At 63.6% G+C, this 13,098-nt stretch carries 12 protein-coding genes; 6 read left to right on the forward strand and 6 right to left on the reverse strand.

All coding sequences use genetic code 11. The annotated features are described in order from the left end of the window. Positions 1–63: 63 nt before the first annotated feature. On the reverse strand, positions 64–573 hold the full coding sequence (locus tag ACTIFE_RS03575; RefSeq protein ID WP_439527789.1) for an anthrone oxygenase family protein: 510 nt from the start codon (positions 571–573) through the stop codon (positions 64–66). A 171-nt stretch (positions 574–744) separates the two neighbouring features. Between ACTIFE_RS03575 and ACTIFE_RS03580 the strand changes: the two genes are divergently transcribed. From ACTIFE_RS03580 to tyrS, 3 genes are all read left to right on the forward strand, one after another. Then, positions 745–1,230 carry a MarR family winged helix-turn-helix transcriptional regulator gene (locus tag ACTIFE_RS03580; protein WP_439527790.1) on the forward strand — a complete coding sequence of 162 codons (486 nt, stop codon included), beginning with the start codon at positions 745–747 and terminating at the stop codon, positions 1,228–1,230. A 58-nt stretch (positions 1,231–1,288) separates the two neighbouring features. Next, positions 1,289–1,957: a cysteine hydrolase family protein gene (locus ACTIFE_RS03585; protein WP_439527791.1), complete on the forward strand. Its 669-nt coding sequence runs from the start codon at positions 1,289–1,291 to the stop codon at positions 1,955–1,957. Between the two features lie 199 nt (positions 1,958–2,156). After that, complete coding sequence (gene tyrS / locus ACTIFE_RS03590; RefSeq protein WP_439527792.1) at positions 2,157–3,434, forward strand: tyrosine--tRNA ligase; 1,278 nt, start codon at positions 2,157–2,159, stop codon at positions 3,432–3,434. 390 nt (positions 3,435–3,824) lie between these two features. Here the strand turns inward: tyrS and ACTIFE_RS03595 are convergent, their stop codons facing one another. Next, positions 3,825–4,610, reverse strand: coding sequence for a hypothetical protein (locus ACTIFE_RS03595; RefSeq protein WP_439527793.1), 786 nt, complete (start codon positions 4,608–4,610; stop codon positions 3,825–3,827). 240 nt (positions 4,611–4,850) lie between these two features. Beyond that, entirely contained in the window at positions 4,851–6,041 is a 1,191-nt protein-coding gene (locus tag ACTIFE_RS03600; protein WP_439527794.1) for a site-specific DNA-methyltransferase, read from the reverse strand. Between the two features lie 362 nt (positions 6,042–6,403). Here ACTIFE_RS03600 and ACTIFE_RS03605 point away from each other — a divergent pair, with 362 nt between their 5' ends. Further along, a complete protein-coding gene (locus ACTIFE_RS03605; RefSeq protein ID WP_439527795.1) occupies positions 6,404–7,912 on the forward strand; it encodes an AMP nucleosidase in 1,509 nt (502 codons plus the stop codon). Positions 7,913–8,244: 332 nt separating this feature from the next. Here ACTIFE_RS03605 and bfr read toward each other — a convergent pair whose 3' ends face one another. Continuing rightward, positions 8,245–8,733, reverse strand: coding sequence for a bacterioferritin (bfr, locus tag ACTIFE_RS03610; RefSeq protein ID WP_439527796.1), 489 nt, complete (start codon positions 8,731–8,733; stop codon positions 8,245–8,247). 182 nt (positions 8,734–8,915) lie between these two features. On the opposite strand from bfr, the gene ACTIFE_RS03615 reads away from it, so the two are divergent. Further along, positions 8,916–10,130 (forward strand): TsoY family (seleno)protein, encoded by a 1,215-nt coding sequence (locus ACTIFE_RS03615; RefSeq protein ID WP_439527797.1) that lies wholly within the window; start codon positions 8,916–8,918, stop codon positions 10,128–10,130. 388 nt (positions 10,131–10,518) lie between these two features. Here the strand turns inward: ACTIFE_RS03615 and ACTIFE_RS03620 are convergent, their stop codons facing one another. Further along, positions 10,519–11,412 (reverse strand): DMT family transporter, encoded by an 894-nt coding sequence (locus ACTIFE_RS03620; protein ID WP_439527798.1) that lies wholly within the window; start codon positions 11,410–11,412, stop codon positions 10,519–10,521. Positions 11,413–11,546: 134 nt separating this feature from the next. On the opposite strand from ACTIFE_RS03620, the gene ACTIFE_RS03625 reads away from it, so the two are divergent. After that, a complete protein-coding gene (locus ACTIFE_RS03625) occupies positions 11,547–11,978 on the forward strand; it encodes an Lrp/AsnC family transcriptional regulator (protein ID WP_439527799.1) in 432 nt (143 codons plus the stop codon). Positions 11,979–11,993: 15 nt separating this feature from the next. Here the strand turns inward: ACTIFE_RS03625 and mutY are convergent, their stop codons facing one another. Next, the gene (gene mutY / locus ACTIFE_RS03630) at positions 11,994–13,079 is read right to left on the reverse strand and encodes an A/G-specific adenine glycosylase (RefSeq protein WP_439527821.1); all 1,086 of its coding nucleotides are present in this window, start codon (positions 13,077–13,079) and stop codon (positions 11,994–11,996) included. Positions 13,080–13,098 lie beyond the last annotated feature (19 nt).

Below are 13,098 nucleotides of genomic sequence, written 5' to 3' on the forward strand. Positions count from 1 at the left end.
TTCAATTAGGACAAATGACCTAATTTGTCAACCTGAACGGAATCTCGGCAGATCCATTCAGCCTCAGTCGCGCGGCAGGTCACGCCCGAGGCGCCAGATGCCGTAGCCGGTGGCGATGAGGGTCAAGCCGCTGACAACGGTGCGGGTCTGGTTAAAGGCCTGCCAGGTGGGGGAGTAAGCCTGCCAGATCACGTGGGCCTCCTCGATGCTGTCCGGTACGCGGACCAGCGCCAGGGCCTCGTTCATCGGCACGTTGAAGCGCATCGTCAGAACCAGGCCACCCAGAAAGTACAAGAGCCCCCCTCCCAGGAAGGCAGCTCCGGCACCGCGCGCCTTCAGCCGCATGGCCAGCAGCCCGGTCAGGGCCAGTACCACCGGCGTGGCAAAGAACGCCGGCGCGAAGACGGCATTGCGGACAGAGCCGTTCATGGCCTGCATCGCGGCGATTGCGATGCGCGGGTCTGCTGCATCCAGCCCCCACATGGTCGAACAGACCCAGGCATAGAAGAAACCGAAGATTGCGCCCGAGAGGACGAGCGACAGGCCAGCTGCGGCCAGACAGATCCGTTTCATGCGGTTCAACTCCCTCGCATGGCCGCCCCCAGCCATGTCCGTCTGCCCACAGGCACTCTATCAGCGCCGGCTGCGCCGTTTCGTCGCAACTTGTCGCAGCTGGTAACAAGCTGTCTTAGATAGAATGACAATTATATTGTCAAAATGACAATTTTAATGTCTATTAAGGCCATGACTGAGACGACCCCCGATCAGGCGGCTGCCCGCCTCTATGACTTCATTCGTCTGATCCGCCCGGCCCATCGCCGACTGGCGCGATCGGTTGCCGCGCATCTGGATGGCACGGGCCTCTCCCTCGGCGGGCGGGCTGTACTCGAGCTTCTGGCCGAGACCGGGCCACTCAGCGTCGCCGGTGCCGCGCGGCTTCTGTTCCTGGCCCGGCAACAGGTGCAGCTGGTCATGGATTCGCTCGAACAGCAGGGATACGTGGAGAAACGCCCCAACCCGGCACATCGCCGCTCGCCGCTGTTCGCGCTGACGGACCAGGGCCGGAGGGCCTTCGCAGAGCTTCACACCCGCGAGCTGGCGCGTCTCGCCGATATCGCGGACCGGCTGGAGGGCGCAGACCTTTCGGCTGCCTTGCGGGTGATGACAGCCCTTGTCGAGGGCTTCGGCGCCTATGAGGACGATCCTGACGCGCCAAGGCCGCTGGCCTGAAAATCAGCGAAGCGATCACGCCGGATCGCCTCGACCGCACAAGCAGAGGGAGATGCGCATGGAACCCTGGATTATTGCCGCAGCTGGCTTCGGAGCAGGCGCCGCCGGAATGATCTGGTATGCCGCCCGCTCGTTGTCGGCCATCAGCCAGCCAACATCCGGGCCGGCCATCGATCCGTCAACGCGCCCGGCCCGTGCCTTGCTGCTGATTGACCTGCAGCCGGATTTCACCCGCCGCACTGGCAAGGGGGCCTATTCCCAAGCGGACCGGGCCCGGACAATTGCGCATGTCAATGCGCTTGCAGCGGAAGCCCGACAGCTGGGGGAACCGGTGATCGTGCTACGCCATATCTGGCGGGGCTGGCCGGCGCGTCTTGCGGCTCGCCTCGCGCTTGGCGGCGCGGGAAATCCCGGTCGCACGGGACTGGCGCTGGACCCGGACATTCAGTCAGGCGAGGTGGTCGACATCGTCAAGCATCTCGGCGACGGCTTTTCAGCTCCGGACCTGTCCGCCCATCTCGAGCGTCTCAAGGTCGGTTCCGTGCGGCTTGCCGGCCTCGATGCCTGCCACTGCGTGCAGCTGACAGCGCGGGGGGCGGCGGCACGGGGCTATAAGGTCGAAATTCTCGACGAGGCGGTTCTCGCATCCGTACCGGCAGATTGGCAGGCGTTGCAACCAAAGCTCATCGCGGAGGGCATCCGGATTTCAGCGGCACCCGTGGCTTGACAGCGGGGCAACGAGCGGGCATCACAGCCTCATGAGCAGGAACCTGACCACGTTTGTATCGGTCTATTATTTTACGGCGCCCTTCTAGGCGGCCGTGTTCGATCCTGCTCGACTATCAAACAGCATGAGATGAACCACATAGCCGCCGCGTCAGGCGGCTTGCATGGTTCAAGGTCCCTGGCGTGGCCAGGAGACCAGAATGACCCAGCATGTCGATGAAACCACCGGTCGCGCCACGCGTCTGAAGTCCGAAGCCCTGCGCGTCCTATTCGACCGCGGCCTCGTCAACCAGACCACGGATCTTGAGGGGCTTGATGCTGCCTTTGACGCCGGACCGGTGACCTTTTACGCCGGCTTTGATGCCACGGCTGCGAGCCTGCATGTCGGCCATCTGGTTCCGCTTGTCACCATGCGCTGGCTGCAGAAGCTCGGCCATCAGCCCATCGCTGTGCTTGGCGGCGGCACCACGCTGGTCGGCGATCCGAGCTTCCGCAACGACAGTCGGCCGCTGCTGACCGAGGCGCAGATTGAGGACAACATGGCCGGCATTCGCCGGTCCATCGAGGGCATCCTCGATCTGGAGGGGACCGACGGGGCGCTGCTCGTCAACAATGCCGAGTGGCTGACCGAATTCCGCTTCCTCGAATTCCTGCGCGACTACGGCACCCAGTTCACCGTCAATCGCATGATGAGCTTCGACAGCGTCCGCACGCGCCTGGAAGCGCAACAGCCGCTGACCGTGCTGGAGTTCTGCTACATGATGCTGCAGGCGGTCGATTTCCTGGAGCTTGCCCGCCGGCACGGCTGCACGCTCCAGATCGGCGGTTCCGACCAGTGGGGCAACATCGTCAATGGCGTGGATCTTGGCCGCCGCGATGGCCGCCAGCTTTTCGGCCTCACCGTGCCGCTGGTTACCGCCGCCAATGGCCAGAAGATGGGCAAGACCGCCGCCGGCGCCGTCTGGCTGCATCCGGACAAGCTGTCGCCGGCCGGTTTCTGGCAGTTCTGGCGCAACACCGCCGATGCGGATGTGGCGCAGTACCTGCGCCTTTTCACCGAGCTGCCGCTGAACGAGGTCGCGCGGTTGTCGGCCCTCAAGGGGGCAGAGTTGAACGAGGCGAAGAAGATCCTCGCGACGCAGGTCACGGCCCTGGTGCATGGCGCAGCTGCCGCTCGCGGCGCGCTCGAACAGGGTGAGGCGCTGTTCTCTGACGATGAGGAAGCCGCTGAGCCGACCCACACGCTGCCATTGGCAAGCCTTGCCGATGGTCTCGGCCTGCTGGAACTGGTCGTCGCGGCCGGCTTTGCTCAGTCAAATGGCGAGGCCCGGCGTCTGGTCGAGGCCGGTGGTGTCCGCCTCAACGGATCAACCGTTGATGACCCGCGCCGCCGCATCTCGCCGGGGGATCTGGCCGCCAACGACCGCCTGACCCTTGCCATCGGCCGCCGCCGCAAGGCCCTTGTCGCCTTCGGGTGAGGGAAGGGGGCCCGAACGGGCTATCTCCCAGCTGTCCTCTCCACGAGGCAGGGCGATCGCGTAGTTGGCCAGCCGGTTGTCGAGGCGTCGAAGCCCCCCTCCCCCTCGTGGGGAGGGGTAAGGGGTGGGGGGGCTCGGGCGGCCAACAGCTCACCAAGCGTCTCAAGCAAACCGAGTAAAGAATGTTTGTAGCCTGGATTGAAGTCCGCTTCCCCCCACCCCCAAACCCCTCCCCACGAGGGGGAGGGGGGCTGAGATGCCTCGAAAACCGTCTGGCTGCATAAGTGATAGCCCTGCTCACGAAAGGCATAGGGGCTGCAAGGTTGCAACAACGGTCCGGGCTTCTCGTGACGCCCGTCCTCACGGCAACAAGGCCTCAGGCCCTCAAACTCAAACAAAACTGCCGAAGAAACGGCACATGAACTCGAGCTGGCGCTGGCGGTTGTCGCTGAAGGCGGAGCGCGGAAAATATTCACGGTCGGTGGTGACCGGCTCGGTGACCGGCAGGCCGTTTGCGCCGATGGCGATTGCAAGCGACTGCGCCGAGTAGCCGAGCCGCATCATCTGGTCGAGCAGGCCGGGGTAGTACATGGCGTAGAACTGCTCCACCAGCGGACGGGTCGCGAAGGCATGTCCGGTGTGGGCGCGGTCGTTGATCGTTGTCGCGTCGACGACACACATCGGCTGATAGCGGTTCGCCGTCACCGCCGCATTGCCCCCCCAGATCGTGCCCTGCATCGCACCGTCACTGATGTAGACCACCTGATTGACGATCTGCTGCGCCGGATTGGTGGTGTTCTGGGTGATGAGCTGGGCCGTTGTCAGGGTCTGACCCGCAACCAGGTTCTGGATCGCTGTCCGGATATCCGTCGCCGTACTTCCGAGATTGCGGAAGATGACCTGCGCGCTCTGTGAGTTGGTCTGGTAGCTGGCGTTTCCATCCCAGTTGCCGACATAGAGCCCGACCACGCGTGTGGGTCGCTCGAACATGCCAAAGCCGGAGCGGTGCAGCGGACGCAGCCGCAGGAACGCATTGGCATCGTCCATGTAGTAAGTGCTGGGCAACTGCTGCGCGCCAAACGACATGCTCGCATTGTTCGGTGCAATCGTGATGTCGATGCTGCCGAACAGGCGGTTGAGGGGCTTGATCAGCGAAACGGGGGTCTGGGTCGGCATGGTTCACTCCTTGATCGGCCGCACGGGGCGGGTTGATCAGGAGGACGCGCAGTCGGACGATCCGTGAGCCGTCTTCTGGCAGTGTGCCGTATCAAGACAAAACACCCCCGGCTCTCTCGAAGCCGGGGGTGTCCTTGGCAATTCGCGGGGACGCGAATGTCCGCGTCCGGAGGAGTGACGGACAGGCGAGGACTGTGGCCAATCCTTCCCCGTCACATCAGGCGCCGCATCGGCCTGATGTCATTCCGCCAGACGGGATCTCAGAAGCTTGCGCAAGTCATCGACCGGATTGCGCGCGCCATTGTCGTTGATGTGCCAGAAGGTCCAGCCGTTGCAGGCCTCGGCCCCCTGGACCAGCGCTCCGACCTTGTGGATCGAACCGGAATGCGACCCGCTGAGCAGCGAGCCATCCGCCCGCACCACGGCCTGATGCTTGCCTTTCGGGCAGGTCAGTTCGGTGCCTGGGGCCAGCAAGCCGGCCTCCAGCAGCGAGCCGAAGGGGATGCGCGGTTCGGCGCGCTTGCCCTTCTGCATGTCCAGGCTCGCGCCGCTCCCGGCCTCGATGGCGTCGATGCGCTTGCGGGCGGCCTCGATATAGGCGTCCTCCCGCTCGACGCCGACGAAGCGCCGGCCCAGCCGTTTGGCAACAGCGCCGGTGGTGCCCGTGCCGAAGAACGGATCGAGCACCACGTCGCCCGGCTTGGACGAGGCTGTCAGCACCCGGTAGAGCAGCGATTCCGGCTTCTGCGTCGGATGCACTTTCTGACCATCCTCGCCCTTCAGGCGTTCGGATCCGGTGCACAACGGCAGCTGCCAGTCGGAGCGCATCTGCAGGTCGTCGTTGAAGGTCTTCAGCGCATCGTAATTGAAGGTGTACTTGGCCTCGCGTGACGGCGCAGCCCAGATCATCGTCTCATGCGCATTGGTGAAGCGCTTGCCGCGGAAGTTCGGCATCGGGTTCGACTTCAGCCAGACGATGTCGTTGAGGATCCAGAAGCCCAGATCCTGCAGGATTGAACCGACGCGGAAGATGTTGTGGTAGGAGCCGATCACCCAGATCGAGCCATCCTTCTTCAGGACACGCTTGACCGCCATCAGCCAGGCGCGGGTGAAGGCATCATAGGCGTCAAAGCTGGCGAACTGGTCCCAGTGGTCGTCGCAGGCGTCCACCTTCGACTGGTCCGGCCGGTGCAGATCGCCGCCAAGCTGCAGGTTGTAGGGCGGATCGGCAAAGACCAGGTCCACCGACTTCGGCGGCAGCTTCTCCAGGGCAGCGACACAGTCGCCCTTGAGGATGGTGTTCAGCCACGAGGGCTGGGCAGCCGGGTCCAGTGCGTCCAGCGAGCGGGAAAAGCTCGCAGGGGCTGTCGCGGCGGTCGATCGGGTTTTAAGGGGTGTCCGCGAGGACACCCCAGTACGCAGAACAGTCATTGCGACGCAAAACCTCACGCAATTTCGAGGTTCATGGTTACCGGTCTTGGTAAATCCGAAGTTAAGCGCCGCGGGTCATTTTCTTTTTGATTTCAAGAGTTTGTTTACAGAGGTAAAGGCACCTGCTGGCATTTTGCGAAAGCTTGCGCGCAAGACACCGGGGAATGCAAGGTTTTGCGGGCCGGGCCCCCGACCCAGCCGTATCGGCGCGTTAACGCTTTGACACTGGATCGTGCAAAAATAAGCGCTGATGAAGATTTCTCCGGCCGGCGAAAAAATTTTCAAAAACCTGTGCTGCACAGCTTGACGGCGCGAATTCCGAGGCGGATCCTGCCGGGATAAGAACAAGAAGGAGAATTGAATTGACGCACCGTTCCTACCGGAACCCGCTGTTGCAGCCGCGCAACCTGGTCCTCGCACCGGAAGCCCCGCTCCAGCCCTATGTGAAGGCGGAAGAGGCCGTTGCCCGCCTGATCGAGCTTTTTGAACGCAATACGGCGTTTATCCGAAATGCTTTCAATGACTTGCTGCAAGGAAACGTGCCGGATGGCCGCGTTCGGGCCTTCTATCCGCAGATCCGCCTGGTCACCGACAGCCATTCCCGCCTCGACAGCCGCCTCGCCTATGGCTTCGTTTCTGGTCCTGGCCTGCATGGCACCACGATCACCCGGCCGGACCTGTTCCGTCAGTATCTGACGCATCAGATCACGCAGTTGATCCGCAACCACGATGTTCCGATCCTTGTCGGCGACAGCGAGACGCCGATCCCGCTGCATTTCGCTTTCTATGATGGGACCCACGTGGAAGGCGCGGCCTCCGCAAAGCTCGACCGGCCGCTGGCGGACACCTTCGACCTGCCCGACCTGACGCTGATGGATGATTCCATCGCCAATGGCACCTACGAGCCGCTCGACGGCGTCATGCCGCTGGCCCCCTTCACGGCGCCGCGCGTCGACTATTCGTTGCACCGGCTGCAGCATTACACGGCAACGGCGGCCGAGCATTTCCAGAACTACGTGCTTTTCACCAACTACCAGTTCTACATCGACGAGTTCTGCCGCATGGCCGAAGCCGCAATGGCCGATCCGGACAGCGGCTATGAGGCCTTCGTCTCGCCGGGCAACCTGGTGATCCAGCACGGCGCTACCGAGCCGAGTTCTGGCGTGGCCCCTGCCAAGCTGCCGCAGATGCCGGCCTATCACCTCAAGCGCGCCGACAACTCCGGCATCACCATGGTCAACATCGGCGTCGGGCCGTCCAACGCCAAGACCATCACCGACCATATCGCCGTGCTGCGCCCGCATGCCTGGCTGATGCTTGGCCACTGCGCCGGACTGCGCAACAGCCAGACCCTCGGCGACTACGTCCTCGCCCATGGCTATGTCCGTGATGACAACGTGCTGAACCAGGATCTTCCGGTCTGGGTGCCGATCCCGCCTCTGGCCGAGGTGCAGGTGGCGCTGGAAGACGCGGTGGCGGAAGTCACCGGCTACACCGGTTATGAACTGAAGAAGGTCATGCGCACCGGCACCGTTGCCTCCATCGACAACCGCAACTGGGAACTCTGGGACCAGCGCGGCCTGGTGCAGCGCTTCTCGCAGTCCCGCGCCATTGCCCTCGACATGGAAAGCGCGACCATCGCTGCCAACGGCTTCCGCTTCCGCGTTCCCTACGGCACGCTGCTCTGCGTGTCCGACAAGCCGCTGCACGGGGAGCTGAAGCTGCCGGGCATGGCGACGGACTTCTACAAGCGCCAGGTCGCCCAACATCTGGAGATCGGCATCCGCGCCATGGAGAAGCTCCGGGCCATGCCGCATGAGCGCCTGCACTCCCGCAAGCTGCGCAGCTTCGCGGAAACCGCGTTCCAGTAAGACCAACTCGCTGTGAGCTTGACTCACCGAGAGTAGGTCAAGCCTGTGCGGCGACTGAGCATTTTCAAGGCGTGATGCGTCAGCATCTCAGCGCTTTGATACGAGATGGTCCTGACCGGGTCTCGGAATGAGGCCCGGTCAGCCCGTTGTGCCGCTCCGCACCTGCCTGTCGGATACCCGAAATCCCGCCCTCTGCGGTCATCCCCGCCTCGTGCGGGGATCCATCCGGTCCCGGGTCTCCGCTGCGCTGCGCACGGGATGACGCCAAAGGACAAAAAAACGCGCGGCCCGGAGGGGCCGCGCGTCGGTCTGATGGGGCTTGTGCGAAAGGATCAGTCGCCGACTTCGTTGGCCGGCTCGGCCTGCAGGAGGCCGTAGCGCTCCTCGCCGATCTTCGACAGCAGTTCCAGCTGGGTTTCGAGGAAGTCGATGTGACCTTCCTCGTCGCGCAGCAGTTCCTCGAAGATCTGCATCGAGACGAAGTCACCTTCCTCACGGCAGATCTCGCGCGACGCGGCGTAGGAGGCGCGAGCGTCGTATTCGCCGGCCAGATCGCACTCCAGCACTTCCTTCACGCTCTGGCCGATGCGCAGGGGCGCCAGCTTCTGCATGTTCGGATGGCCTTCAAGGAAGATGATGCGCGTGGTGATTTTGTCCGCGTGCTGCATCTCTTCGATCGATTCGGCACGCTCCTTTTTGGCCAGGCGCGTGAAGCCCCAGTCGTCCAGCAGGCGGTAGTGCAGCCAGTACTGGTTGATGGCGCCAAGCTCGAGAAACAGCGCCTCGTTGAGACGCTCGATAACCTTCGGACTACCCTTCATGATGCAGCAAACTCCCTGTCTGGCAATGTCATTGGCCCGAATCTTAGAACCATTCTAATTGCAAGTCCAGCGTTGGCGGGCTGCTGCAGCACACTTTTTAGCAGGATGATCCACGTAGTTTTCCGGAGCCCCAGCCCCTCCAGGATCTGATATATTCATAAAAATGAAATTAGGAGGGTTCCATGCCGATCCGTTTGCCCGATCTTGGAAACAGCTACACGCCGCAGTACTTTCTCGCAGCTCTCGGGGCGGGGGGCATTGCTGTCAGCTTTTTCCTCTATCTGATGTTCTGGATCCCGCATCCGGGCCAGACCGTGCCCGTCTTCGAGGATGTCGCCCGCGCTTATGCCGATGGGTCATGGCTCCTGCGCGGCATGATCGCGCTTGCTTATGCTGGCGTTGCCTTCTTCACGCTGCTGCACATCCGGCTGATGGTCTGGAATATCCGTCAATTCATCGCCTGGCGTCGGACGCCGGCCTTTGCCCAGTTGAAGTCAGGCAACGGCGAGACCTTGCTGATGACCGTTCCGCTGGCGCTCGCCATGTCCGTCAATGTTGGCTTTATCGCCGGTCTGCTGTTCGTGCCGGGCTTGTGGTCCGTAGTGGAATACCTGTTCCCGCTGGCGCTCGTCGCCTTTGCCGGGATCGGGGTTTACGCCCTGTCGCTGATCGGTGCCTTCCTTGGCCGCGTGCTGACGTCCGGCGGCTTCGACTGCGCCCGCAACAACAGCTTCTCGCAGGTGATGGCAGCCTTCACCTTTGCCATGGTTGCCGTTGGTCTGGCGGCACCCGCATCGATGAGCGCGACACCGCTGACGGTTGCCGTCAGCTACACGGCCTCAACCTTCTTCCTCGCTGCGGCCATCCTCGTGGGCGCTGTGGGTATCGTGCTTGGCTTCCGGTCGATGCTGGAAAACGGCGCAAACGACGAAGCCGCTCCGAGCCTGCTGGTGGTCATTCCCTTCGCCACAGTCGCCGGGATAGCCCTGATGCGGCAGGCGCATGGTCTGCATGGCCAGTTCGAAGTCCATGCCGGGGCCGCCGACAGTTTCACCCTGCTAACCTGGCTGCTCGCGGTGCAGGTGCTGTTCGGTCTTCTGGGGCTCACCGTGCTGCGGCGTCAGGGCTACATCGGCCGCTTCATCACCGGCCAGGCGAAGTCGGTTGGGTCCTATGCCCTCGTCTGCCCGGCGGTTGCCCTGTCGGTGCTCCTGCAGTTCTACATCAACAAGGGGCTGGTCGAGGTGGATCTGATTTCGAAGTTTTCGGCGGCCTACTGGATGTTCACTGCAGTGGCCCTGGCCTTCCAGGCCCTGTCAATCTGGCTGGTCGTTCGCCTGAACAGCCGCCATCTTGCTCTCCCAAGCGGCACGCCGACGCTCGCTCCGGCCGAGTAACGGCCCGAATGCCAGGTGTGCCTCCTTCGGCGGAGGGACTGGTCATGAGAGCAACACCAGGTCCGTCCTTCAGCCGAAGGACGGACCTTGGCACCAGCAGGTCAATGAGGAGCGATAGCCGAAGGGGATCTGCGTTACCCGGCGCAACATGAAACCCGTAACCAGTGTCGCCATGCCAATGAGGCGCGGTGCAGACCATTTCGCGCTGCCGAAGTCGATCGCCAGCGCCGCCCGCGTGCAGGCTTTCGCTCCCGGTCAGCGCGATGATCCGCGCCCCCTCAGAGGGTGAAGGCAGAGCCTGCAGCATGTGGGTGCTTCGGGGCAGGAACCTCGACTGGTTGCCTGCCCATCTTGCCCCTGACGGGCCAAATACAATCGCTCTTCGAGCTCAACCGGTTACGCCCTTGCCAAGTGCCCGGCGTTGTCCCCAGCCAAGTGTCATGCCGGCGGCGGAAAGCAGGATCACGGCCATGCCCAGCCCCTGCACCGGCTGCAGGCGGGTGCCCATCGCAAAGACATCCACCAGAATGGTCACGACCGGATAGACAAAGGCGAGTGCACCTTGCTGCGCCGTTGGCAGGCTCTGGATCGCCGAATAGAGCAAGGCATACATCAGCCCGGTGTGGATCAGCCCCATGCTGGCCAGCACGGTCCAGGTCTCGGGCGTTGCCGGCAGGCCATTGGCCAGGACGAAGGGAGCCAGCATGACGCTGCCGACGCTCACATGGATCAGCGCGATCAGCTGTGGCGGCACACCCTTCAGCGCCTTGGTGGTGATCGCGGCGGTGGCCCAGCCGAGAGCGGCCAGCAGTGCCATGGCAATCCCCGGCAGATAGTCATCGGAGACGTAGCTCGCGTCCGGCTTGTTCAGCACGATGGCCACAACGCCGGCAAAGGCGAGGCCGAGCCAGCCGAGCTTTGCCGCCGTGATCCGCTCGCCGAAGAACAGCGCGCCGAAGCCCAGCAGCATGAAGGGCTGCGTGTTGTAGACGACCGTTGCCACCGAAACCGAGGCGCGGCTGTAGCTGCCGAACAGCAGCAGCCAGTTGAGCACCAGCGCGACGCCGCTCAGCCCGGCCATCAACAGTTGCTTCCTCGTCAGGCGAATACGCAGCAATCCAAGCAGGGCGCACAGAAGGAAAAGCGCGCCGGCGCCAAAAACACAGCGCCAGAACACCACCGTCAGCACAGGCTCTCCGGCCATGACGACGAACCAGCCGATGGTTCCTGAAATCACCATCGCTGCCACCATCTGGATCGTGCCGCGTGTCTGGTCCTGCATGTCCTTGCTCCATCATCGATGCTGCCGGCAGTCTATGCAATCGGCTCTGTCCTGTCCCATTGCCATGGAAGGCAGAATCGCCTCTTGACCTTCGATTTGAAGGTCATCACTCTGATTGGCAATGGAGGTGGCACATGGACGAAATCGACCGGAACATTCTGGAGGCCTTGGCTGGCGATGCGCGCTTGCCGCTGAAACAGCTGGCGGAGGTCGCCGGGCTCAGCGGACCGGCCACCGCTGACCGTCTGCGCCGGCTCGAGCAGCGCGGCGTGCTGCGGGGCTATACGGTCGACATCGACCCTGCCGCGCTCGGTTACACGCTGGAGGCCGTAGTGCGCATCCGGCCCCTGCCGGGGCAGCTGCATCTGGTTCAGCAGATGATCCAGGAGACGCCGGAAGTGATTGAATGCGACAAGATCACTGGCGATGACTGCTTCGTCGCCCGCCTGTTCGTGCGCTCCATCGGCGACATCGACGCGATTCTCGACCGCATTTCGGACAGGGCCGCCACCAGCACCTCCCTGGTCAAATCCAAGGTCATCCACCGCCGTCCACCGGCATTCTGATCATCGGCATGGCGGTCAGCCCAGCCCGTGTGCGATGACCTTGCGCATGACGGTCGGCAAGGCTTCGCCGTCAAGCGTCTCTGGCGTCGACCACCACCAGCCCTCGGGAAGGTCGCCAGCGCCGAGTTCCGCCGTGAACACCGTCACTTCCAGGTGGAAATGCGTGAATGTGTGGCCGACGCTGCCGCTGCGCTTGCGCCAGTTCGCTGTGACGGGCGCTTGCGTCAGGGCGGAGGCAACGTCGAAATCAACGGCCCATTCGCTGCCCGGCACTTCCGCCATGCCGCCCAGCAAACCCTTGGGCGGGCGCTTGCGCAGGGCCACCGCGCCATCGCCTGGGCGGCGCAGAACAAAGGCTGCCCCCAACCGTGTCGGCTTGGCCGCCTTTGCCGCCTTGCGCGGCAGGGTTTCGGCCACGCCAGCGATCCGAGCGGTACACGGCTCAATCCAGGGACACAGCGCACAGGCTGGCCGTTTCGGCGTGCAGATCGTCGCGCCAAGATCCATCACCGCCTGGGCAAAATCGCCAGGCCGGCTCTGCGGCGTCAGTTCGCCCATCGCCGCCTTGATCTCGGGCTTGGCAGCAGGCAGCGGCGTCTCGATCAGCCGCAGCCGGCTCATCACCCGCTCGACATTGCCGTCCACCACGGCAGCGGGCTGGTCGAAGGCGATGGCGGCAATCGCTGCCGCCGTGTAGGGCCCGATGCCGGGAAGGGCCTTCAGCCCTTCTTCCGTCTCGGGAAACCGGCCGCCGTAGTTTCGCGCCACTGTCTCGGCGCAGGCCTTCAGGTTACGGGCTCGGGAATAGTAGCCAAGCCCGGCCCACGCCCGCATCACGTCGTCGGTCTCGGCGGCGGCGAGGTTCTCGACCTTTGGCCACTTCGCGGTGAAGGCAATGAAATAGTCTTTCACTGCGGCAACAGTGGTCTGCTGCAACATGATCTCCGACAGCCAGACCCGGTAAGGGTCAGGCACCACGCCGACCTTGCGCTCATGCGGCGGGATACGCCAGGGCAGGTCGCGGGCGTGGCGGTCATACCAGGCAAGCAGGGCATCCGTCAGGTCGACGGCGGGCGGGCGGGCAGGGGTGGTTCGCGTCATGCCGGCAAGGGTGGCGCTG

Origin of the sequence: Pannonibacter sp., from assembly GCF_051860505.1 — a bacterium.
Classification (GTDB): Bacteria; Pseudomonadota; Alphaproteobacteria; order Rhizobiales; family Stappiaceae; genus Pannonibacter.